Raw genomic sequence first — 20,337 nt, 5'->3', positions numbered from 1 at the left:
TGCGCGGGCGGGCCATCGACGAGCAGGTCGGCGAACAGGTGCGGCAGTCCAGCAGGTCGCAGGAGATCGCCTGTTGCCGCTAGTTGTACTGACCACAGAGGTTGAGAACGCCAGGCGACACGATCCCCAAGATCGTTGCATAGGAAAGGGCCTACGGGTTCGGTGTGGATTGCGACATCTACGTCGAGCCCCGGAGGCCCTTCATGCCCCACAGTAACGCGCCGCTGACCGAACTCGGACGCCTACGCCTGGCCCGCTGCGTGGTGGAGGACGGCTGGCCCCTCCGCCGTGCCGCCGAACGCTTCCAAGTAGCGGTCAGCACCGCCAAACGATGGGCCGACCGCTACCGCCAGCTCGGCCCCGCCGGCATGACCGACCGGCCCAGCCGGCCGCACCACAGCCCCCGCAAGACCCCGGCCCGGACCGAACGCCGCATCATCAAAGTACGCATCCTGCGCCGATGGGGACCGGCCCGCATCGCCTACCTCCTGGGCCTGCACCCCTCCACCGTGCACCGCGTACTGTCACGCCACGGCCTGGCCCGCCTGCGACACCTGGACCGCGCCACCGCCCCCTGGCCGACGAGTGGGCCTACGCCCAGCCCTACACCAGCGAAACCGAACGCCGGCAAGCATTCCGATCCTGGCTCCACGCCTACAATCACCACCGAGCACACACCGCACTAGCTAGGCGGCCACCCGCCCGCCAGCCGCGTACCTAACCTCTGTGGTCAGTACAGCTAGTTCTTGCGCTGTCCACCGGCGGTGACCGGTGATGCTTGTCTTCTCGAAGTCCTCCATTCGCGTGGTGTCGATCTCGAACGCGGGAACACGTGCCAGGTAGTAGCGCTGGCGGACCTCGTAGGTCACGCCGTCCCGCTCCGTGATCCAGGGCCGCCTCGCCATACCTCCGGGCCCAGTGTCATGCCCGTCAGCCCGGTCTCCTCTCGCCGTTCACGCAGCGCCGCCTCCTGATGAGACTCCCCGTCCTGGACGCCGCCGCCCGGGGTGTACCAGCGCACCATCCCGTTACGCTGGTCACGACTGGAGAACAACAGAAGCCGATCAGCGTCGTCAATGAGGACGACTCGAGCGCTGGGACGCGGAACCGGCCCGACCGGCATCCCCTGGGCGCGGCCATGCTGCGGTTCAAGGGCGGGATGCACGAAACCTCCTTCACAGAGGGTCGAGACCTGGGCTACCGCCACGGAAACGATCATTTTCCAGGTGTGAACTGATCTTCTGTGTCACAGCTTGGGCGTCAACCGTGAGCTGGTGTCCTGTGAGATGCATTCTGGCGCGCCCCACCGCGATCGTGTTCTCCGCCTTCCAGCGGCATTTCGTATTCGGCTTGTAGCGGCAGGTGCTCGGACAAAGGAGCCTGAGACGTCAGGCGTACGGCCGCGACCACACCGGCCGCGACCGTGCGCGAAGATCTGCGCGTTCAGGATTCCTCGGGTGACAGGTCTCCTGACGGGTTCTCAGCGGGTCACGGCGGTCTGCTGGTCAATACGCGACAGCTTCTCGGGATTGCGCACGTGGTAGGCGCCGGTGACGTAGCCGTTCTCCACTCGCACCGCCACCACGCCGTCGATCTCGCCGTTGACGCGGACGAGCAGCCCCGGGCCGCCATTGATCTGCACCAGCTCAACCGACCTTTCCGCGTCGCGCTTCCACCAGCCGACGGCCAGCAGGCGAGCAACGTTGTCAGCCCCCACAATGGGCCGCAGCAGGGCATGCTTTATTCCGCCGCCGTCGCTCAGGGCGACGACGTCCGGCGCGAGGATGTCGAGCAGGCTCTGCAGCTCGCCGGTCTCGACCGCTCGTTGGAAAGCCTGGAGGGCGGCTCGGTGCTCGGCCGGGGAGCCGGTGCCGCGTGGCCGGCGCGCGGCGACGTGTGCCCGTGCCCGATAGGCGAGCTGACGGACCGCGGACGGGCTCTTGCCGACGGCCTCGGCGATCTCGTCGTAGTCCAGATCGAACACCTCGCGCAGCACGAACACCGCCCGCTCGATCGGCTGGAGCGTCTCCAGCACCAGCAGCATCGCCATCGAGACGCTGTCGGCCAACTCCACGTCCTCGGCCACATCCGGCGCGGTCAGCAACGGCTCGGGCAGCCACGGTCCCACGTAGGACTCCTTACGCCGGCCGAGCGCACGCAGCCGGTCCAGCGCCTGCCGGGTGACGATCCGCACCAGGTAGGCACGCTGCTCCCGCACGCTGTCGAGGTCGACGCCCACCCATCGCAGCCAGGCCTCCTGCAGGACGTCTTCGGCGTCGGCGGCCGAGCCGAGCATCTCGTAGGCGACGGTGAACAACAGGTTGCGATGGGCGACGAACGCCTCGGTGGCGGAGTCCACGCAGTCGGCATGAACGGACGGCCCCGGTGTGTCCGTCGTTCGCTCGCCGCGCTCACTCATGCCTGGCCCTGCCTGTCCGCACTCAGCTTTATCACACGCACAAGACGCCGCTGCCGATTGCTTCGTAACACCTGCGATCCGTGGCCCACGTCACACGTCAGCGCTGTTACAGGGGGCGGGTGACCGGCGTCTCGTGGTCGTCAGGACGCCGCGCGAACGATCCGTGCGGCATGCGACACCACGAGCCCGAGTTTGAGAAGGGAAGCCCTCGCCATGTCCGCTCCCACGACGACCGACCTCCGGTCGCGCATGCCCAACCCCATCCCGTTCGTCCCCGAGATGGCGGAAGTCGCCGGAGGTTTGCACAAGGTCATTAAGAACGGTTCGATTCCGCAGATCACCGTCCACCTGCTGCAACTGCGTGCCGGGCAGATGCTCGGCAGCACGTACTTCACCATCAGGGAAACCGGCAACCTCCGCCAGGCAGGGGAATCAGAGGAGCGCATCACCGCCGTGGCAACCTGGCGGGACGCCACCTACTTCACCGACGCCGAACGGGTCGCGCTGGAGTTGGTGGAGGCCGTTCTCACGCCGAACCCGTCCGGGGAGCGAGTCCCCGACGAGCTGTACGCCAAGGCGTCCGCGCACTACGACGACAAGGCGCTGTGGACGCTCATCATGGCGATCGCCCATATCGGCTTCTTCACCCCCGCCGCGCTCATCGCCAAGCCGATCCCTGGCATGCCCCCTGGCCAGAACTACAGCGAGTAAGAAAGGCACAGAGCATGAGCATCACCAAGTTCGCGGTGGCGGGAGCGACCGGGCGGCTGGGACGCCACGTGGTCGACGTCCTCACCGAACGGGGGCACGAGGTCGTGCCGATGTCCCGGGCCACCGGCGTGGACATCATCACCGGTGAGGGCCTGGCCGAGGCGCTCACCGAGGTGGATGTCGTCATCGACGTCGCCTCGTGGCACGCCTCCGAGCAGGAGGCGGCGACGGAGTTCTTCCGCACGTCGGCCCGCAATCTGCACGAGTACGGTCAGAAGGCGGGGGTAGCCCGGATCGCCGTGGCGTCCATCATCGGCGTCGACAAGGCCACCGCCGGTTTCCTCGCCGCCAAGAAGACGCACGAGGAACTCCTGCTGTCCGGCCCGCTTCCCGTCCGCATTCTGCGGGCCGCGCAGTTCCACGAGTTCGTCGGTCACCTTCTGGACTGGCAGCAGGGCGACGTCGCCTACATCCCGGCCCTGCCCACCCAGCTCGTGGCCTGCCGCACCGTGGCCGAGGAACTGGTCGACCTGGCCCTCGACCCCGGCGAGCCCACTCCAGGAAGGCCGATCCCCGAGATCGCCGGGCCCCGGAAGGAGACCTTGGCGGAGGCGGCCGCACTACTCGGCGCCCGCCGAGGCATCAAGGTCGCCGGCGTTGACGGCTCGGGCATGCCCGATGCCGAGATCGCCGCCGAGGGCGGGTTCTTGCCCAGCCCGCATGCCAAGCTCGCCGGCCCGACCTTCAAGGAGTGGCTCGACACCCAGCCCTGAGCCGACCGCATGACCGCGGCCTGGCCTTGTTCTCGGAGCTTCACAGCACTGAGCTCCGAGAACAAGGCTTCCTCTGAACCTCGCTCGCCAGCGGCGTTCAGGGGCTCAGGTTGACGCCCGGACTCATCACCGCATCCCGGGAAGGGGCTCACTCATGCCCGTCACCACCATCGACCCAACGACCGCACTCGTCCTCAGCCCGCGACGCAGTGCGCACCTGACCCAGGAGCGCACCGTTGCGCTCGAATCCCGCCTCCGCGAGCCCCGCCATCTCCTCACGCAGCACGCGGCCGACACGGTCACAGACGGCGCTGGCCTCATCGCGAGCTCGGCGGGCGCTGAGGAGCTGGCCCCGATCGCCGGCGGCCGACGCGGCGTCGAGCTCGGCTTCGGCCTGCTGGTACCGCTCGTGCAGCGCCTCGTGTTCGGCGAGCCGGGCTTGGGAGTCGATGCGCTCGGCGTGGGTGATCGTCACGAGCTCGGCCACCGCTTGATGTGCGGCGTCGGCCTGGTCTAGGAGCGTGTCAACCTCGGGCTGTCCGGTCCGGCGCCGGTCTGAGTCCGTCATCGATGACCGCTCCCTATCATCTGCTGAGTTTCGTCCCCGATTCGACAGCGCTGGCGACGACACCAGTGGCCCGTCACCGAATCTCGGACGGGTAATCGGTCTGTCCCGGGACCGGCGGCCCGGTCCCGGGAGGCGGTCAGCTTTGCCGTAGGGCGGGCATCGGGAGGGGGACGGCGTACGCGGTGGCGCCGCCGCCCACTCCTCCCTCGCAGGAGTTCGGAGGTGCGGTGGTCACGCCCCTTGTGGAGGGACGTTCGGCGGCCCAGAACATGTAGCCGAGCATGCCGGAAGTGAGTCCGGCGCCCTTCGGCGCGGCCGTCTGGACGAACGATCCCGTGGACTTCTGCAGCGAGGTGCTGAAGTTCGTGCATTCGGCGCGGACCTTGCTTCCTTCAGCGATGTAGAACGCGCCGGTGAACTTGGCCGGAGCCAGCGACGGGATCGGCGGAGAGTAGGTGGTCTTGCCGTCGATGTGCTCCTGCCAGTTGGCGATGGCGTCGGAGCTCCTGGGCTGCTGGGCGGGCACCATCGCGTTGGCGTAGTCCAGGACCGGGGTGTCGGTGCGCAGCCAGTCCGCGGTCGCCTTCCTGGTGATGTCGATGAGCCAGCGGTCACCGGCGGCGAGGTCGATGGTCAGCCGGGCGGCTGGGTTGGCACCGCTCGCGTCGTAGGGCAGGGCGGAGCGGTAGGCGTCGACGAAGGCCTGCAGACCGGCCAGGTCGGGCCTGCTGTTCTCCTCGTAGTCGATCTCTATGCCGACGCCGAGGCGCTGGGCGACCTCGGCCGCGTTGCGCCCGAACTGCGCCGCATTCTCCGCCAGGGCGGAGTTCCACGCGGTGGTGTACGTGATGCCGCCGATGGAGAGCATCACGCGGATTCCGCGGCTGGTGAAGTAGTTCACGATGTCAGCGGTCATGCCGCGCGGTACGCCGTCGAGGGTCTGCGTGTCGGTGGTCTTGTGCAGCAACTTGACCGGGTGGACGAAGCTGAGCACCACGAGGTTGACCGAGGGGCGGCCGTCTCCCCGGTCGATCAGCCAGTGGTTCTTTGCGTCGAAGTCTGTTGGGCTGCGGACGTTGCCCCAGATGCAGGCGTCATCACCGCAGTGCCAGGCGCCGTAGACCTGCAGCGGGGTCGCGGCGGCCTGGGCGGGGACGGGCAGGAGAAGGAGGGGGAGGAGTAAGGAGACGAGCGCGGCCGGACGGCGCATGCCGATACCTCCGTTCACGAGGAACTGGAAAGGAGGTTAACTAATTGTGCACAGTGCTGTCCCTCCCCCCGAGGACACACCCGGGTCCCACAAGGGCTCGCGTCGCCATGAGCGCTCAGGCGGCGTCATCGCCGGGCACGGTGATCGACCGGCGGGCCCCTATCCCTCTCAGGGCACGCCCCGCGAACGGTCCTCGCAGCATGGCGGGGGCCGTTCGTGGTTCTCCATGCCCCGCCCGGACCCTCTCCGCTCGGATCCCTGCCATGAGCTTTCAAGGGCGAGCGCTGCCGCAGGCCACAGTGGATGACGGCTGCGGCGGGCCGCCTCCGGTCGGTCGCGGAAGTCGCCTGGACAAGTAACGGTCCGAGAAGCGTGCGGCGCTCGCTCGGACCGTCCGTCATGTCTCCCCGGGAACCTTCTCGGGGGCCGGTCTCGCTAGACCGTCGTATGCCCGACTCGTGATGATCACGAACCGCCACCGTGATCTCTCACAGAGCAACTTGGCGGCTGGGGACACGCTCGGGAGAAGACCCCCTGTATCTGCCGCGCGAGCCGCTGGAGAGCGACGCCGACCGGGCCCGCCTCGGCGAGCCGGAGGGGCATGAGGTTGAGCTGCAGCGCGCCGTCGCCGCCTACGCCGCCACCCTGCGCGGCGACCGCGCCGACCGGCTGATCACCGCCGAGCTCGAGCCGATCGCCGGCCAGCACGCAGAACATGCCCGAGATGGCGAAGGCCTGCGTCGAGCCCGCCAGGAGTTGGCCGACGCCGAGCGTGAGGCGACGGCCGCCCTCCGCCGGGCCAGCGTTCTGCTGGCGCTGACCAGGAGCCCATACGGGGTCGGCCTGCTCACCGACGGCCAGCTGGCCGCCCGCCAACACACACTGAGCGAGCGCGTCACCGCGGCGGCCGCCGCCGTGCACGCCGCCGAGCAGGACATGCGCCACTACGTCCAGGATGGCGGCGGTCCTGCCGAGCAGGCGCTGAAGCAACAGCAGGCCCGCCTGAGCGAGCAGGCACGCCAGGTCCAGGCCGCAGAACAGGCCGCCCGTTGGCTGCAGCAGGCCCGCCAGGACGTGGCCGGCGGCCGCGAGCAGATCCGCCGACTGGGCCAGCGCGAGAGCCGCCCGCATCGCGAGCTGGACGGGCTGGGGCGCCTGCGTCCCTCCCATCGGGCACGGCGCCGAGAGCTGGAGACCGCGCTGCCCCGCCTGCGCGAGGACCTGGCCGCCGCGCGTGACCGCCTGGCCCTGGTGCTGCGGCAGAGCCTGGCATCGGAGGCGGCCGCCGAGCAGACCGCCGCCCTCGCCCCGCCGGTCACCGCTTGGCCGCTGGTTCGACGCCGGCACCACGATCTCGAACGCGACTGGGAATCGGCCCGGCGCGGGGCATGGGCCCGCGACGTCGACGCCGCCGCTCAGCGCGCCGACCGGGCTCGACGGGTGCACCAGGTGGCCCAGGCCGAACTGGTCGCTGTGCATGACGAACGCCGGCGTCGCGCCGACCTGCCGCCCGACCGGCGCGAGATCGAACATGCCGCTCGCACCGAGAACGCTCAGCGCCAGGGTGAGGCGGCCGCTCGCAGCGACAGCCCGGATAGTCCGGCGCCGGGGCGGCAGAGCGAGCGTGTGCGCCCGCAGCCCTGCCGGCCGGCGCCGAGTAGGGGCGTCGACCGCGGGCCCGGCCTGAGCCGCTGACCTGCGCCTCTTTCCATCTGGCCGCCCTGCAGGAATCACCCGACCGCCTGCTGGACACCACCGGCGCCAGGCCTGTGCTGAGCGTGCACAGCAGCCTGGAACAGGCCGTCCTCGCGGCCCTGAAGGCCGCTGATCCGCGTGACGAAAGGCTGTGACGATCTGTAGGTACGGGGCTCCGCCCAGGCGCCGCGGCCGCGGTGCGCTCACAGGCACCAAGGCGACGCCCGCTGCGCGACCGCGTACCCCGTCGGCCACCTTGACGCGGCGGTTGCCTTGGCCTGCCCTGGCACTGGGCCGTCGACCGGTAGATGTGGTCGCATGAGCAAACACACCCCATGAGACAAGGAGGCGGCTGCCCGCGTGCAGTCCACGGCCGCCACGAAGCCCGACAGCCCCAGCGCCCGTGACGGCCTGGACCGCGAGGCGCAGTCGCGAGCCGACAAGAACGAGGATCGGGAGGGGAAGAGGCAGGGCGGCGACGCCGCCTGAGACCACCGAGTCGAGGGTGAGGCACCCTTTTTATCTGAGATGTACGGGGCGCCGCGTTGCCGAAAGAGCAGGCACCGGCGTTGCCCTCGACCCTGGTGTTGACTGGCGGGCGTGAAATCCGCATGCGCGAGATGATCCCCAACAGCCACCCTGTCCGTATGCACGAACATGCCGCAGCATCGATTTCGCCCTCGATGCTCTCAACCGAACTGCTCGGCTTTCCGCCAGAGGCACGGGTGCTCATCGTCAACTGCGACGACCTGGGCATGCACCACGACATCAACATCGCCGTGATCGACTCCATCGCAGCGGGAATCGCCACGTCCTGCAGCCTGATGACGCCCTGCCCGGCCGCGCACCACGCCCTGCAACTGCTCCGCCAGCAGCCCGAGATCCCCTTCGGCATCCACCTCACCTTGGTCTGCGACACTCCTCACTACCGGTGGGGACCGCTGACCCCGAAAGAGAAGGTCGCCTCGCTGCTCGACGAGCAGGGACTGATGTTCGCCGCCACACCCGCTGGCCGTGCCGCCTTGCTCGCCGGCGCGCGCCTCGACGAGGTCGAACTCGAGTTCCGAGCACAAATCCACGCAGCCCTCGATGGCGGGCTCACCCCGACGCACCTGGACTTCCACTGTCTGGCCGACGGCGGCCGCGACGACATCCTTGACCTGACCCTGGCACTGGCCGCAGAACATGGCCTGGCCGTACGGGTCTGGCTGCAACCCAAGCGGCAGGAGATCCGCGCACAAGGCATGCCGGTCATCGACCACCCCTTCCTGGATAGCTTCTCCCTGCCCACCGACCACAAAGGGGCCCAATACTCCCGCCTGTTGCGCGATCTACCGGCAGGACTCAGCGAATGGGCAGTACATCCAAGCGTGGGCACCCGCCAAACCCGCACGATCGACAGCGGCTGGCTCGTACGGCAAACCGACTACGAATTTCTCACCTCGGCAGCCGCCCGCGACCTTCTCCGCCAAGAGAACATCACCGTGATCGACTACCGCGTCATTCAGCAGGCATGGCCTCAACCGAGCCGCTCCGCCTGAAAGGCGTCCTCCTCCCGAGTGTGGCCCCAGCCGCCAAGTAGCCCGTTGACCACTCAGAACCTCCGCCATGGCGGCGTGATCACCGCGACAATGTGATATCAGCACGTACAGAAGAGCCTCACAATCTGCACAGACCGCCCTTCAGCGCGTCACGAGATGCAGAATGTCAACGTGACCAGCTCTAAGGGGCCTCGATTCCGGCCTGGCGTCGCCAGAGGCGACAAGGCCTCACGACGGAAGACCGCACATTTCAGGCGTCGAATACAGGGCGATAGAGCCAACCCGAATACCTCAACCAGCGGGAAGTCGAGGATCGGCATTGCTGCCATCCTTGCTACTGCTGCGGCACTGATCAGCTCGGGTGCTGCGGTTGCCTCCGTGCTCTATGCCCAGGAGCAGGAACGCACGGCTCAGTTGCAGTTGGAGCACGAACGCAGAATCTGGCGAGAGGAACAATCGAGCGCAGCCGCCGCCGACCAGAAACAGCAGCGCGAATACGAGGACAAATTTGCGGCGCGAGTTGACTTCGTCGAGAAAGCCTCGTCGGAGTCCTCCAACTTGGGAGGCTCCTTCCGCTACCTTATCCGCAACAGGAACGTCTCGGCGCTTCAGTTCGTGATGCTGGAGACGGCCGAGCTGGATAGCGACACGTTCAAGTATGCGTATAGCGTGTCTATTGGCCCATGTCGCGAGGAGCTGCTTGAGTTCGCTTCGCCCATCGCGAAGGAGCTGTCGAAACGCGGTAGTCAGAACGGTGGCTATCATCTCGCCGAGCGGGTAGGCATGTACATCGGCGACGGGCAGCGCTTCTGGAAGTACGAGAGCTATATACAGCCCCGGAGAATTCAGGGGTCACCTCCTTGGGACAGCACATATCGGCAAATAACCGAAACTCCCATCCGTGAGGGTAAACGGATAAGGGATTGCGATACCACGTAAGTTCGTGTGGCTCAGTCGGCTTCCGCGCCCCCTGCTCCACCGGCCTCAACCGTTCGACCGTGACCACGTCGCCTCCCCTGTGTCACCGGACCCCGCACCACCTCAGCGACGACGACGCCATCACGCCCGCGGTCACGATGCAGGGTGATCGAGCCGGTGGCCATCCTCCTACAGGACCCGTCCGAGCAGGACCGGCAAGCCCGCGCCGACCTGATCAACCAGTTCGCGCAGCAGGAATCCGCCCCTGAGCGGCAGCTGGCGGCCTGGGAGGCGCCCGGAACCCTGGGCCTCCTGGTCCGACAGTGAGCCGCCGGGCGCGACCACGATCGCCTGCACGGCTTCCTTGTCGAGACAGATGACCGCCGCGTGCTGTCGGCGTACAGGCAAAGGCACACAGGCAAGTACAGGCAGACATGCAACCGAACTGCTCAGAGCCCGAACGGTGAAGGCCTGAGGTGGGGATCACGTGACCGTACCGCGGGCGCGGAGCACCGCAACACCGTCGCCTTCGAGCTCGTTCCAGTAGCCGGCGCGTCCGGTCATCGCCATCGTCAGCGCCACTGTCGGGCCGGCCACGAGAGCGCCGGAACCGGTCTCGAAGGGGCCGTCGTTCGCGACGAGACGCAGGCCGCGGATTCGGCCCTTGGCCAGGACCACCATGTCCGTGCGCCGGTAGTAGTGGGCTATCCGCGTGAGCAGGTCGATCGGGTAGTCGCGTCGGATGCCCAAAGGTCGCCGGATGTCCTCTCCGTGCACGATCGTCTCGCCCAGCATCGCCATGACCGGCAAGGGTGGCTTGGTCGTGCTGGTGATGATGCGGCGGAACCTGGCAAGCGTCTCGGCCGGGGTCGCGCCCAGTTGTTCGGCCAGCCGCATGGCCACCTGTTGGTCGAAGTCGAATCGGCAGCGGATGACGCCGGTCAGCCACCGTACCGGAGTGAGGCTCGCCCCAGAGGTCATGTGCGCCAGCACCTCGCGGACCGTCAGCCCGGCGCACAGGGACGGCGTGGCCCATCGCTCATCGGTCAGATCCGCGAGGTCGGCCGCCAGTGCCGCCCGTTCGGCGTGGACCAGCGACCAGAGGTGGACCTTGTCGATGGGTTCGGGTGTGAACTCGGTCATGGTCAGCGGCTCACCAGACCGACGCGATTGCCGTCGAGGTCGGCGAATACCGCGATGCGCCCCAGGGGCGTCTGAGTCGGCTCCAGGACCCGGCTGCCGCCCAGCCGTTGCGCACGAGCGAGCGCGGCCTCGACGTCGTCAACCGGGAAGTAGACCACGATCCCCGTATACGGGCTGTTCGGACCGGCCTGGCCGATCCCTCCCGCAGGACGGCCGCCGTCGTCGCCGATGAGTGCGTAGGTCTCGTCGATGGCGTTCACCTCCCAGCCGAACATTTCCTGATAGAAGCCTCGCGCTTGCCGAGCGTCGAGTGTGGAGATGTCGAACCATTCGGCTGCGGGGCGGGATCCGGTCGACGTCATGGCAGTCCTCTCTGGCGGGGCCGGGCCGGTGTGGCCCGTCACCTGGTAGGACTGCCGCTGTAGGGCACAATCGTCGCTCATGGGGGAAAAATCTTTCGGGCTCCCGGCGGACCCGGTGCGAAGCGGTCAGGAGGCTGACCTGGCCCGAGCTCGTACGGGGGACGATGCCGCCTTCGCGCGCCTGGTCGGGCCGCTGTACCAGGAATTGCATGCCCATTGCTATCGCATGCTGGGCTCGACTCACGACGCCGACGACGCCCTGCAGGATGCCCTGCTGCGCGCCTGGCGAGGGCTCGCGCGGTTCGAGGGCCGCGGCTCGTTGCGCTCGTGGCTCTACACCGTGGCCACCCGCACCTGCCTGGACCTGGTCGCCTCCCGCGCCAAGCGGGCGCTGCCCGCCGACCTTGGCTCATCCAGCGACCGGGCCGTGCTGGACGCTGCCCCCTTGACCGACGTCGCCTGGTTGGCGCCCTACCCCGATCAGGGCCTCGCCGACGGCCGCGCCGCCCCCGAAGCGCGTTACGAGCGGCGCGAGTCCGTCGAACTCGCTTTCGTCGCTGCCCTGCAGCACCTGTCGGGCAACCAGCGGGCCGCCCTGCTGCTGTTCGACGTTCTCGGGTTCTCCGCCGCCGAGATCGCCACCATGATAGGCACCTCGACCACGTCTGTGAACTCCGCCCTGGCGCGGGCCCGCAGGCTCATTGCCGAGAAGACCCCCTCGATGAGCCAGCAGCAGGCGCTGCGGACGATCGGCGACGCCAAGGTGCACAAACTCGTGGCGGCGTTCGCGACGGCGTTGGAACGCGGCGACATCGACGCCCTGGTGCCCCTGCTGACCGAGGACGTCACCTGGTCCATGCCGCCTCTGGCGCACTGGTACAAGGGGTTGGCGGCCGTCACCGACTTCGCCCTGCAAGTCCCCATCACCCGATGTCCAAGCTGGCGCACCCTCCCAACCAGCGCCAACGCCCAGCCCGCCGTGGCCTTCTACCTCGGCGGCGACGTCGCCGGGCCGCACACCGCCTGGTCGATCACCGTGTTCGCGCTCCGCGGCCCGCGCATCTGCGAGATCGTCTCGTTCCTCGGTCCCGACCACTTCCCACCCTTCGCGCTGCCCGCCTCGCTTCCCTGACCGCGAAACCGCAGGCGTTGGCTGAGGATCGCATCGGCCACTTCTCTGCCCGTAGAAGTGAAGGGTCGATGCGTCAGACGGTGGGGCGAGATACCTGCTCGGGGTGTGCTCGCCGGCTGCGGCCGGGGTGTTGGCCGGCAAGAGGGCCACCTCGCACTGGGGGCGGGTGCGGCACCTGGAGGCTCGGCAGCACGGCAGTCGAGGAGCGGGTCGTCTTCGATGGAAAGATCGTCACCGCGGCAGGGGTGTCGTCGGGGATCGACATGGCGTTGACGTTGCTGGCCAGGGAAGCCGGGGAGCGGATGGCGCAGACGGTTCAGCTCGCCATCGAGTACGACTTGGCTCCGCCGCATGACATGAAGACGCCGGGCGAGCTCAAGGAGGAGGCGCTGCGGGTGATCCCGATGCAGTGACCGGCGCGGATCGCATGGGCGCCTCCGGCACCAGATAACACACCAGGAGCTTGAGGAAGAAGAAGACGGTGAACCAGTCCAGGGTCTCCGGAACCGGCAGGGCCGTCAGGTTGACCAGCACCGCGGCCATATAGGCGGCCATGGCAGCGGGCCGCTTGGCCTCCAGTCGGACCATCTCGATGAGCAGAGCGCCCGCCAGCAGAAGGGCGGAATTGGTCAGAAACCACCCCCATGCGGCGTCCAGCACCACGAACGCCATGGCCGCCAGGTAGACGAGGTGTGCGGCGACGAACCGGAGCCGCGCGCGCGAGGGTTTGTGGTGGTACCACCTCTTGGCCGCGTTGGTCGCGTTGGTCATCACGCCGCCCACGAGATCGAGGCCGATGACCACCGTGACGAGCCATTGCGGCCAGCCCCCCTGGATCGGCGCCAGGAGCAGGTGCCAGCCGAGCAGCGCCATGCACGCGAGCGAGCCGGCGATCTCCATCCGCTGCTCCGCCCGGCTCTTGCCCGGCCCCATGAACCGCTCGAACGCACCCCTCCATCCCGGCGGCGTGGCGGGGATGGTCCAGTCGATCTCAGCTCTCATCGGGCTTGCTCCACATCCCTCGCACCAGGCTCCAGATCACATCCGGTACGGCGGAGCCCTGGCGTAGCCTTGCGGCAGCCCAGACGTCGGCGGCGCGCAGGACGGCGGCGGTGGCGACGAGCATGAGCTCGCGATCCACGTCGGACCTGATCACGCCGAGGGCTCGCCCGTTGTCGAGCACGGGGGCCAGCCAGGGGGCGGGGTCCTGGGCCGTGCTCGCGTCGAGCAGCGCCAGGTCATCGGGATGGGCCAGCCCGTGCGCGGTCAGCCGGCCGGAGGCCGCCTGCAACTGCTCCCAGAACTCTTCGGCCGAGCCGGCGTCCGGCCAGTCCCCGAGTGCCTGGGATATCCGCGCGTGCACGTCCTCGATCACCCCGGCGAACAGGTCTTCCTTGCCGTCGAAGTACTGGTAGGCCGACGTTTTGGAGATCCCGAGCGCTGCGATGATCTTGTTGTAGGAGGCGCGGTCGGCGCCGTCCCGGGCGAAGTGTTCCCTGGCGACCTGCAGGATCGACTCCCGCCGGTCGGCGGGCAGGCGGTAGAAGCGTGGCAACGGCATGTACCGATGGTACACCCCAGTGGTAACCCTGTGATCAACACAGCGCCACCGTGCTGACGGCGGCGACCGCGAGGACGTCGAAGGCGATCCGGAGGGGTACCGCTCGAACCGTGAAACCGGGTTCCTCGCCCTCTTCGCGGACGATGGAGCAGTTCCGCGATGTGGTGCTGGCCGGGGAGGTCGACCGGGTGAACTGCCGGGCCGCCGACTCCGGCGAACTGGTGTCCCTGCGGTGGTCGGAATCCCCGCTGGTCTGGCGCCAGGCGGAGGGCGGGATGGCCGACCTCGAAGGGCCGTACACGACCGCGCGCCTCATGGCCGACATGAGCCGCGTGCTTGTTCCGTCGTTCTTGGTGCGGGAGCAGGTGGAGTCCTCCCGGCGCGGCGTCTTTCCTGGCTGGCCCTTCGACATTCCCGGCGGCTGGTGGATCGCCGCCTCCTGGGCGCTCGTCTTCTTCGCCATGCTCTGTTCCACACCTCGACTTGCCAGCCGGTGGGCTTGGTTCTGGCTATTCACCGTCGGCCATCGAACATCCCCCGCACGCGAGTGGGCACGTGCGGCCGACCTGTGCACCGGTGATCTTGGCGCGCCCGCCCATCGTGTCCACCGCGGCGAACGCCAGATCCTTCGGCAGCAGCCTGAGGCTGGGCACTGCCCCGAACGCGGATGATCACGTCAGGGAGTTGCGAAGCGCGCGGCGATCGTCCGGGCTGCTTCGTCGACCGCTCGCAACTGCTCTTCCTTGGTGATCGACCACGTACCGTGCGTGAGGCGCGGCCAGAAGATCGCGGACGCGATCATGCCGAGGAACTGTGCGGATGCCAGATCCGGATCATCGATGTCGGCGCTTCCCGCGGAGTGTGCCTCCCGCAGATAGCGCCCCAGCGCCTGCAGCACGGGCAGCGTGCCGAAGTCGAAGGTCCGCTCGCGCAGTTCGGGGAAGTGGTGCGATTCGGCGATCACGGTTCGCATCAGGGCGACCATGCGAGGGCGAGTCAACAGTTCCGCATACGCGCGACCCAGCACCACCAAGCCCGCGTAGAGGTCCCCGGTTGGGATCTCGACCGGCTCCGGAGCCGGCGATCCGCCTGCCGCGAGCACCGTTGCCTCGAAGAGCTCGGCCTTGGTCGGGAACTGCTTGAAGAGCGTTGCCTTGGACACCCCTGCGCGCTCGGCGACACGTGCCAGTGGCGTGCGGTCGTACCCGAACTCCAGGAAGAGCTGCGCGGCGGCGCCGAGGATCGCCTCGCGATTGGTCGCGGCCACCGCACGGTGGTACGAGGAGCGTCCCTGTGTCATCCGTTCAGCATCTCATTGAGGCGAGTTCCTTGACTCACCATTACGAACACGATTAGGTTAATAGAGGTGAGTCGATCGACTCACCTCTCGGAGATAGGGGCGGCTTATGGCTACCGTGATCGTCCACGCGACCATCACTCTTGACGGGTTCCTGGCAAAGGAGGACGGCGGGGTCGACTGGATGTTCGGCCGGCCCTCCGCTCCCGAGGATGACGCCGTCGTCGAGACGGTGATGAGCCGGATCGGCGCGGTGGTCGGCGGCGCGAACAAGACCCAGACCATCGAGGACGGCGAGATCCCGTATGGCGGCATGCTGAAGGTCCCGGTCTACCTGATGACCCACAGCGCCCATGAGCCGATCGAGCGCGACGGCATCACGTACAACTTCGTCGTCGACGACATCAAGGAGGCCGTCAGGCTGGCCACGCAAGCGGCCGGGGACCGCTGGGTCAGCCTGCTCGGAGGAAGCATCGCACGACAGTGCCTGCGGCTGGGTCTCGTCGACGAGCTCCACCTGGACGTTGCGCCGGTCCTGCTCGGCGACGGCATCTCGCTGTTCGCCGGCCTCGGGCGGCACATCGAGCTTGAGCGCCTCGATACATCAGCCTTCGCGAGTGAGGCTCATCTTCGCTACCGAGTCCTCCGTTAGCCAGAGTTGCAGGTCCTGCGAGCTATCGGGAGCCGCGGTGCCAGGCGGCAACGGTCAGCAGCGCCACCGGCCCCATCGCATCAGTTCAGAGCGTTGCACGGCGTGGCAGCATGACGGCCGGCTCGTGGGCGGCCAAGGTGGCCGAATGCCCCCGCAGCGCTACCCCTCGGACCTGACCGACGCCCAATGGGACCTCATCGCGCCTCTGCTTCCCGAGCCCGACAGCGGCGGCCGCCCGGAGACGCGCCCGCGCCGGGAGATCGTCAACGCCGTCCTGTACGTGGTCCGTTCCGCCTGCCCGTGGCGGTACCTGCCCACTGACCTGCCTCCCTGGCAGACCGTGTACCGGTACTTCCGGCAGTGGGAGCAGGCCGGCGTGACCGAGGCCCCGCTGCGCGAGCTGCGCATCAAGGCCCGCCGCCAGGACGGCCGCGACGACGAGCCGTCCGCGGGCATCATCGACTCCCAGAGCGTCAAGGGCGCCGACACCGTCGGGCGTGACAGCCGCGGCTATGACGCCGGTAAGAAGGTCGACGGCCGCAAGCGGTTCATCATCACCGACACCACCGGCCTGCTGGTCACCGTCGCGGTGAGGGCGGCGAGCCGGCCAGGACCGTGACGGCGCCAAGACCGCCTTGCTGTCGGCGTATCTGACGACCCCGATCCGGCACGTCTTCGCCGACCAGGGGTTCGCCGGCCGGCTGGTGGACTGGGCCCGCGACACCCTGCGTACAACGTTGGAGATCGTCCGCAAGCCCGCTGATCAGTGGTGGAGAGGACGCTGGCTTGGCTGACCGCCTGTCGCCGTCTGGCCCGCGACTACGAACGAGACCCGAAGATCTCCGAGGCCGTCATCCGCTGGGCTGCCTGCCACCTGGCCGGCTCGCGCGCGCCGCGTCAAATGCCCGAGGTGCGAGCTCTGGTCCGCCGGGTGCTGGAAGTGACGACCACCGTGCCCGCGCTCGTCAGCGACCATCGCTTCGACCTCCCGGCTTCCAACCCTTGATCTGCAGCATGGCCTCGAAACCGGCCACCTGCGCGGCGAGCCGGCGAAGCCGCGGGTGCACATCGATCGGCTGCCGGCTGCGCAGGTGCGGGACAAGGTGGGAGAGAACCAGGACGCAGGGACGTTCGCCTGGGGCACATGAGCCTTCATGGGCGCTTGCTGTATGAATGATCGCAACTGCGGTGATTCATCACGCAAGGCACGGACCAGGTGAGCGGAGGCGGTCTCGATGGCGGACGGCGACACGGCCGCGGGACGGGTGATCTCCCCGATCCTCATCGGACGCGAGGAGGAGCTTCGCCGTCTGGTCGCCGCAGTGAGCCGGCCGCCCGCGGTGGTCGTGCTCGAAGGCGAGGCCGGTATCGGCAAGAGCAGGCTGTTGGCCGAGCTGGCGGCGCTGCCCGTGATGGCCGGCAGACTGCTGCTGCGCGGGGGTGCCCGGCGCATCCGGGAACCGTTCCCCCTGGGCCCCCTGATCGAGGCGCTGCGCGGCACCGGCGACGCGCTGGCGCGCGCCGAACTGTCGCCGGTCGCGGGCGCGCTGCGCGCTCTGCTGCCCGAACTGGAATCCGTGCTGCCGCCTGCGCTGAAGCCCCTGGACGACCGGGCCGCCGAACGTCACCAGCTGTTCCGCGGCCTGGCCGAGGTGCTGCGGGCGCTCGGCCCCGTCGTCCTGGTGGTGGAGGATCTGCACTGGGCCGACGAGCAGACGATCGAATTCCTCGCCTACGCGCTGGCGGTCCCGCTGCCGGAGATGTCGCTCGTGCTCGCCTACCGGGGGGAGGAGGCGGGCGGCTCGGTCCGGGAGGTGACCGGGCGTCCCGCGGACCCGGTCTTCCACGATCACATCCTGTTGAAGGCCCTGGACGCCGCGCAGACCGGCGCGATGGCCGCGGCGATACTGGGCGAGGCGGGCGTCACCGCGGACTTCGGCGCGCACCTGCATGAGCTTTCGTCGGGGTTACCGCTGGCCGTCCAGGAGTTGATGGCGCTGCTGCGGGCGCGCGGCGCGCTGATCAGGCTGCGCAGCGGGCGGTGGGCGCGCAAGGCGGTGGCCGAGCTCGACGTGCCGCCGGGCGTACGCGACTCGGTGCGTGAACGGGTGGCACGGCTGCCCGAGGTCGCGCGGGTCGTCGCGGAGGCGGCGGCGGTGCTGCATGTGCCGGTGCGGCTGGAGGAACTGGCCGCGGTAAGCAGGCTGACCAGGGCCGACACCGTGGCGGGGGCGGACGAGCTGCTGGTCTCCGGCCTGCTGGTCGAGCAGGCCGGAACGGTGGCGTTCCGGCACGTACTCACCGCCCAGGCGGTGTACGGGGCGATCCCGCTCGGCCGGCGACAGGAGCTGCACGCGCGGGCCGCCGCGGCCGTGCGGGCCCTGAAGCCGGTGCCGCTCGGTCAGGAGGCCCACCACCTGCGCCGGGCCGGACGGCTGGCCGACTGGGTGGAGGCCGCCGAACAGGCAGCGGAACAGGCCTCGCACCTCGGCGACGACGCCGAGGCAGTCCGCATTCTGGAGGACGTCCTGCGCCACGCGCCCCTCGCCCCGGAACGCCGAAGCCGCCTGGCGGTACGGCTGGGATGGGCCGCCCCCCAGGTGCTGCGCCCGCCGAAGGTCATCGACCTGCTGTCGCAGGCGCTGGAGTCGGAGCAACCGGGCCCGCTACGCGGACAGCTGCACTTTCTCATCGGATTGCTCCAGGAAAGACTCGGCGAGGACCCCGGCGCGCAGCGCCGCGCCTTCACCGCCGCCGTCGACGACCTCGCCGGCCAGCCCGAGCTCGCGGCATGGGTCATGGCGGCGCTCGGCCGGCCGATGGACGCGCGGGTGCCGCTGGCCGAGCACATCGTGTGGCTGGAGCGGGCGCTGGCGGTGGTGCCGACGATCGGCAACCCGGTCGAGGAGGTGTTCATCCTCGGCAAGATCGCGACCTCGCTGGGCGGGTACGGCGACCCCCGCTGGCTGGAACTGACCAGGGAGGTGCGCCGCAGGACCGGCGGCCGGCCACGGCACCGGCAGGAGGTGGGCGCCTACCGATCCATCGCGGAGAACGCCTGTCTCGCAGGGAACTACGAAGTCGCCGCCACCCTGCTGACCGCGGCGATGCGGGAGGCGGCCGGCGAGGAGTCCTCGCGCGAGCCGCTGGCGCGCTGCCGCCTGGTCGCGCTCTTGCTGGCCTGCTGCCAAGGCCGGTGGGACGGCCTGGAGGAGGAGACCGCGCTCCTGCTCGAGGAGTACGGCGGCCGCCCGTTCGACCGTCTCGGCGCCGAGACCGTCGCGGCCTGCCTGGCGCTGGCGCGCGGCGCGCTCGACACCGCCCGGCGTGAGCTCCCCGACGTCGCCGGCAACGCCCTGGTCATGGGCGCCTATGAGCTGCTTCCGCTGTCGGTGGCCGGGTTCCTGCGGCTGTCCACGGCGAACGGCGAGGCCGGGGCCGCGCTCGCGGCGACCGAGGCGGCGGTCGCCGTGTGGGAGATCAAGGGGCTCTGGCCGCTGGCGGTTCGCGCGCTGCCCGCGCTCGCCGAGGCGATGGCGGCCGCCGACCGGCAGGATGAGGCGCTCGCGCTGGTGGCCCGGCTGTCGGCACGGCTCGGCGACCTCGACGCGCCGATGGCCGCCCCGGCGCTGGCCCACGCACGCGCTCATCTCACGACCGGGGACGAGGCCGCGGCGGCGGACTTCCGCGCGGCGGCGGCCGGTTACGACCTGCTGGGCGCGCCGTACGAGGCGGCCCAGGCGCGCGAGCTGGCGGCCGGGCGCCTGTTCGCCGCCGGGTGCGCCGGAGGGGGAGAGCCGCTGCAGGAGGCGATGGCGACGTTCCGGGGCCTGTCGGCCCGATGGGATCTCGACCGTGCCGCGCAGCTCGCCCGCAGGCACGGGGTGACGGTCAAGGGCCGCTTTCCCGGCGGCCCGCAGGGTTACGGTGCGGACCTGTCTCCCCGGGAACGCGAAATAGCCGACATGGCCGCCGCGGGCCTGACCAACCGGGAGATCGGCCAGCAGCTGTTCGTCTCCCCCCGGACGGTGGAGAAGCACCTCGGCGCCGCGTTGCGCAAGCTCGGACTGCGCTCCCGCGCCGCCCTCGGCGCGCACCTCGGCCTGGAGCACCCCCGTAGTGACCCACCCCGTCCGTGAGCCGCGAATGGGGTGCCCTACCCATAGTCCTCACCGGCGGTGCGCACGAGGCTTATGGCATGTCCGAAACCGACTCCACCGACGGCGAACAGGGCGACGCCGTCCCAGCGCGGGAAGGACCGCCGGAGAAGCCGGTCATCGAACCCCTTGACGACGCCCCCGAAGGGTTCGAGCCCGTCTGATCTTCCCCCCTCTGCACCCGAAAGGGCAGTTCCG

At 69.2% G+C, this 20,337-nt stretch carries 23 protein-coding genes and 2 pseudogenes; 16 read left to right on the top strand and 9 right to left on the bottom strand.

From position 1 onward, the window contains the following. The first annotated feature begins 203 nt into the window (after nt 1-203). Nucleotides 204-743: pseudogene (locus ACIBST_RS38260) on the top strand (helix-turn-helix domain-containing protein). Here ACIBST_RS38260 and ACIBST_RS38255 read toward each other — a convergent pair. The 3 genes from ACIBST_RS38255 to ACIBST_RS38245 form a co-directional block, all read right to left on the bottom strand. After that, nucleotides 687-869: a hypothetical protein gene (locus tag ACIBST_RS38255; protein ID WP_397178473.1), complete on the bottom strand. Its 183-nt coding sequence runs from the start codon at nt 867-869 to the stop codon at nt 687-689. The pseudogene ACIBST_RS38260 and the gene ACIBST_RS38255 overlap by 57 nt on opposite strands. Further along, nucleotides 866-1,123 carry an NUDIX domain-containing protein gene (locus ACIBST_RS38250; protein ID WP_397178472.1) on the bottom strand — a complete coding sequence of 86 codons (258 nt, stop codon included), beginning with the start codon at nt 1,121-1,123 and terminating at the stop codon, nt 866-868. Before ACIBST_RS38250 ends, ACIBST_RS38255 begins: the two co-directional genes overlap by 4 nt. Nucleotides 1,124-1,480: 357 nt before the next feature. After that, on the bottom strand, nt 1,481-2,419 hold the full coding sequence (locus ACIBST_RS38245; protein WP_397178451.1) for an RNA polymerase sigma-70 factor: 939 nt from the start codon (nt 2,417-2,419) through the stop codon (nt 1,481-1,483). Nucleotides 2,420-2,668: 249 nt separating this feature from the next. Here ACIBST_RS38245 and ACIBST_RS38240 point away from each other — a divergent pair, with 249 nt between their 5' ends. The 3 genes from ACIBST_RS38240 (at nt 2,669) to ACIBST_RS38230 (ending at nt 4,420) form a co-directional block, all read left to right on the top strand. Beyond that, nucleotides 2,669-3,130 carry a carboxymuconolactone decarboxylase family protein gene (locus ACIBST_RS38240; protein WP_397178450.1) on the top strand — a complete coding sequence of 154 codons (462 nt, stop codon included), beginning with the start codon at nt 2,669-2,671 and terminating at the stop codon, nt 3,128-3,130. 14 nt (nt 3,131-3,144) lie between these two features. Next, on the top strand, nt 3,145-3,903 hold the full coding sequence (locus tag ACIBST_RS38235) for an SDR family oxidoreductase (RefSeq protein ID WP_397178449.1): 759 nt from the start codon (nt 3,145-3,147) through the stop codon (nt 3,901-3,903). Between the two features lie 154 nt (nt 3,904-4,057). Beyond that, nucleotides 4,058-4,420, top strand: coding sequence for a hypothetical protein (locus ACIBST_RS38230; RefSeq protein ID WP_397178448.1), 363 nt, complete (start codon nt 4,058-4,060; stop codon nt 4,418-4,420). Nucleotides 4,421-4,607: 187 nt separating this feature from the next. On the opposite strand, the gene ACIBST_RS38225 is transcribed toward ACIBST_RS38230, so the two are convergent. Continuing rightward, entirely contained in the window at nt 4,608-5,699 is a 1,092-nt protein-coding gene (locus ACIBST_RS38225) for a hypothetical protein (protein ID WP_397178447.1), read from the bottom strand. A 462-nt stretch (nt 5,700-6,161) separates the two neighbouring features. Here ACIBST_RS38225 and ACIBST_RS38220 point away from each other — a divergent pair, with 462 nt between their 5' ends. The 5 genes from ACIBST_RS38220 (at nt 6,162) to ACIBST_RS38200 (ending at nt 10,162) form a co-directional block, all read left to right on the top strand. Continuing rightward, a complete protein-coding gene (locus tag ACIBST_RS38220) occupies nt 6,162-7,376 on the top strand; it encodes a hypothetical protein (RefSeq protein ID WP_397178446.1) in 1,215 nt (404 codons plus the stop codon). 360 nt (nt 7,377-7,736) lie between these two features. Continuing rightward, on the top strand, nt 7,737-7,865 hold the full coding sequence (locus ACIBST_RS38215; RefSeq protein ID WP_397178445.1) for a hypothetical protein: 129 nt from the start codon (nt 7,737-7,739) through the stop codon (nt 7,863-7,865). A 56-nt stretch (nt 7,866-7,921) separates the two neighbouring features. Then, nucleotides 7,922-8,917 carry a polysaccharide deacetylase family protein gene (locus tag ACIBST_RS38210; protein ID WP_397178444.1) on the top strand — a complete coding sequence of 332 codons (996 nt, stop codon included), beginning with the start codon at nt 7,922-7,924 and terminating at the stop codon, nt 8,915-8,917. 171 nt (nt 8,918-9,088) lie between these two features. Further along, entirely contained in the window at nt 9,089-9,856 is a 768-nt protein-coding gene (locus ACIBST_RS38205) for a hypothetical protein (protein WP_397178443.1), read from the top strand. 144 nt (nt 9,857-10,000) lie between these two features. Continuing rightward, nucleotides 10,001-10,162, top strand: a complete 162-nt coding sequence (locus ACIBST_RS38200; protein WP_397178442.1) for a hypothetical protein — start codon at nt 10,001-10,003, stop codon at nt 10,160-10,162. 156 nt (nt 10,163-10,318) lie between these two features. Here the strand turns inward: ACIBST_RS38200 and ACIBST_RS38195 are convergent, their stop codons facing one another. Continuing rightward, complete coding sequence (locus ACIBST_RS38195; RefSeq protein ID WP_397178441.1) at nt 10,319-10,978, bottom strand: maleylpyruvate isomerase family mycothiol-dependent enzyme; 660 nt, start codon at nt 10,976-10,978, stop codon at nt 10,319-10,321. A gap of 2 nt (nt 10,979-10,980) precedes the next feature. Continuing rightward, nucleotides 10,981-11,340, bottom strand: coding sequence for a VOC family protein (locus ACIBST_RS38190; protein ID WP_397178440.1), 360 nt, complete (start codon nt 11,338-11,340; stop codon nt 10,981-10,983). A 79-nt stretch (nt 11,341-11,419) separates the two neighbouring features. Between ACIBST_RS38190 and ACIBST_RS38185 the strand changes: the two genes are divergently transcribed. Next, nucleotides 11,420-12,472 (top strand): sigma-70 family RNA polymerase sigma factor, encoded by a 1,053-nt coding sequence (locus ACIBST_RS38185; RefSeq protein WP_397178439.1) that lies wholly within the window; start codon nt 11,420-11,422, stop codon nt 12,470-12,472. Between the two features lie 263 nt (nt 12,473-12,735). Further along, nucleotides 12,736-12,885 carry a hypothetical protein gene (locus ACIBST_RS38180; protein WP_397178438.1) on the top strand — a complete coding sequence of 50 codons (150 nt, stop codon included), beginning with the start codon at nt 12,736-12,738 and terminating at the stop codon, nt 12,883-12,885. On the opposite strand, the gene ACIBST_RS38175 is transcribed toward ACIBST_RS38180, so the two are convergent. Together ACIBST_RS38175 and ACIBST_RS38170 are read right to left on the bottom strand one after the other, a co-directional pair. Then, a complete protein-coding gene (locus tag ACIBST_RS38175) occupies nt 12,848-13,474 on the bottom strand; it encodes a hypothetical protein (RefSeq protein ID WP_397178437.1) in 627 nt (208 codons plus the stop codon). The genes ACIBST_RS38180 and ACIBST_RS38175 overlap by 38 nt on opposite strands. Next, complete coding sequence (locus ACIBST_RS38170) at nt 13,464-14,033, bottom strand: TetR/AcrR family transcriptional regulator (protein ID WP_397178436.1); 570 nt, start codon at nt 14,031-14,033, stop codon at nt 13,464-13,466. The genes ACIBST_RS38175 and ACIBST_RS38170 overlap by 11 nt, the downstream gene beginning before the upstream one ends. 143 nt (nt 14,034-14,176) lie before the next feature. On the opposite strand from ACIBST_RS38170, the gene ACIBST_RS38165 reads away from it, so the two are divergent. Further along, entirely contained in the window at nt 14,177-14,704 is a 528-nt protein-coding gene (locus ACIBST_RS38165; RefSeq protein ID WP_397178435.1) for a hypothetical protein, read from the top strand. A gap of 5 nt (nt 14,705-14,709) precedes the next feature. Here ACIBST_RS38165 and ACIBST_RS38160 read toward each other — a convergent pair whose 3' ends face one another. Continuing rightward, nucleotides 14,710-15,300, bottom strand: coding sequence for a TetR/AcrR family transcriptional regulator (locus ACIBST_RS38160; protein ID WP_397178434.1), 591 nt, complete (start codon nt 15,298-15,300; stop codon nt 14,710-14,712). A 139-nt stretch (nt 15,301-15,439) separates the two neighbouring features. Here ACIBST_RS38160 and ACIBST_RS38155 point away from each other — a divergent pair, with 139 nt between their 5' ends. The 4 genes and pseudogenes from ACIBST_RS38155 to ACIBST_RS38140 all read left to right on the top strand — a co-directional run bounded on the left by ACIBST_RS38155 (nt 15,440) and on the right by ACIBST_RS38140 (nt 20,303). Beyond that, the gene (locus ACIBST_RS38155; protein ID WP_397178433.1) at nt 15,440-15,982 is read left to right on the top strand and encodes a dihydrofolate reductase family protein; all 543 of its coding nucleotides are present in this window, start codon (nt 15,440-15,442) and stop codon (nt 15,980-15,982) included. A gap of 145 nt (nt 15,983-16,127) precedes the next feature. Then, nucleotides 16,128-16,988: pseudogene (locus tag ACIBST_RS38150) on the top strand (IS5 family transposase). Nucleotides 16,989-17,217: 229 nt separating this feature from the next. After that, nucleotides 17,218-20,121, top strand: coding sequence for an AAA family ATPase (locus ACIBST_RS38145; RefSeq protein WP_397178432.1), 2,904 nt, complete (start codon nt 17,218-17,220; stop codon nt 20,119-20,121). 59 nt (nt 20,122-20,180) lie between these two features. Further along, entirely contained in the window at nt 20,181-20,303 is a 123-nt protein-coding gene (locus ACIBST_RS38140; RefSeq protein ID WP_364337215.1) for a hypothetical protein, read from the top strand. Nucleotides 20,304-20,337: the final 34 nt, after the last annotated feature.

The sequence above is a fragment of the Nonomuraea sp. NPDC049684 genome (assembly GCF_044465345.1).
Classification (GTDB): domain Bacteria; phylum Actinomycetota; class Actinomycetes; order Streptosporangiales; family Streptosporangiaceae; genus Nonomuraea.
Note: the sequence above shows the minus strand (reverse complement) of the source record. Positions and strands in the feature narration are given on the sequence as shown.

Bases quoted from the DNA above. Each gene is read 5' to 3' on its own strand.
- ACIBST_RS38240 (WP_397178450.1), top strand. From the start codon at position 2,669: ATGCCCAACCCCATCCCGTTCGTCCCCGAGATGGCGGAAGTCGCCGGA.
- ACIBST_RS38145 (WP_397178432.1), top strand. From the start codon at position 17,218: ATGGCGGACGGCGACACGGCCGCGGGACGGGTGATCTCCCCGATCCTC.
- ACIBST_RS38165 (WP_397178435.1), top strand. From the start codon at position 14,177: ATGGAGCAGTTCCGCGATGTGGTGCTGGCCGGGGAGGTCGACCGGGTG.
- ACIBST_RS38185 (WP_397178439.1), top strand. From the start codon at position 11,420: ATGGGGGAAAAATCTTTCGGGCTCCCGGCGGACCCGGTGCGAAGCGGT.
- ACIBST_RS38235 (WP_397178449.1), top strand. From the start codon at position 3,145: ATGAGCATCACCAAGTTCGCGGTGGCGGGAGCGACCGGGCGGCTGGGA.
- ACIBST_RS38195 (WP_397178441.1), bottom strand. From the start codon at position 10,978: ATGACCGAGTTCACACCCGAACCCATCGACAAGGTCCACCTCTGGTCG.
- ACIBST_RS38175 (WP_397178437.1), bottom strand. From the start codon at position 13,474: ATGAGAGCTGAGATCGACTGGACCATCCCCGCCACGCCGCCGGGATGG.
- ACIBST_RS38190 (WP_397178440.1), bottom strand. From the start codon at position 11,340: ATGACGTCGACCGGATCCCGCCCCGCAGCCGAATGGTTCGACATCTCC.
- ACIBST_RS38140 (WP_364337215.1), top strand. From the start codon at position 20,181: ATGTCCGAAACCGACTCCACCGACGGCGAACAGGGCGACGCCGTCCCA.
- ACIBST_RS38170 (WP_397178436.1), bottom strand. From the start codon at position 14,033: ATGCCGTTGCCACGCTTCTACCGCCTGCCCGCCGACCGGCGGGAGTCG.
- ACIBST_RS38155 (WP_397178433.1), top strand. From the start codon at position 15,440: ATGGCTACCGTGATCGTCCACGCGACCATCACTCTTGACGGGTTCCTG.
- ACIBST_RS38180 (WP_397178438.1), top strand. From the start codon at position 12,736: ATGGCGTTGACGTTGCTGGCCAGGGAAGCCGGGGAGCGGATGGCGCAG.
- ACIBST_RS38250 (WP_397178472.1), bottom strand. From the start codon at position 1,123: ATGCCGGTCGGGCCGGTTCCGCGTCCCAGCGCTCGAGTCGTCCTCATT.
- ACIBST_RS38245 (WP_397178451.1), bottom strand. From the start codon at position 2,419: ATGAGTGAGCGCGGCGAGCGAACGACGGACACACCGGGGCCGTCCGTT.
- ACIBST_RS38230 (WP_397178448.1), top strand. From the start codon at position 4,058: ATGCCCGTCACCACCATCGACCCAACGACCGCACTCGTCCTCAGCCCG.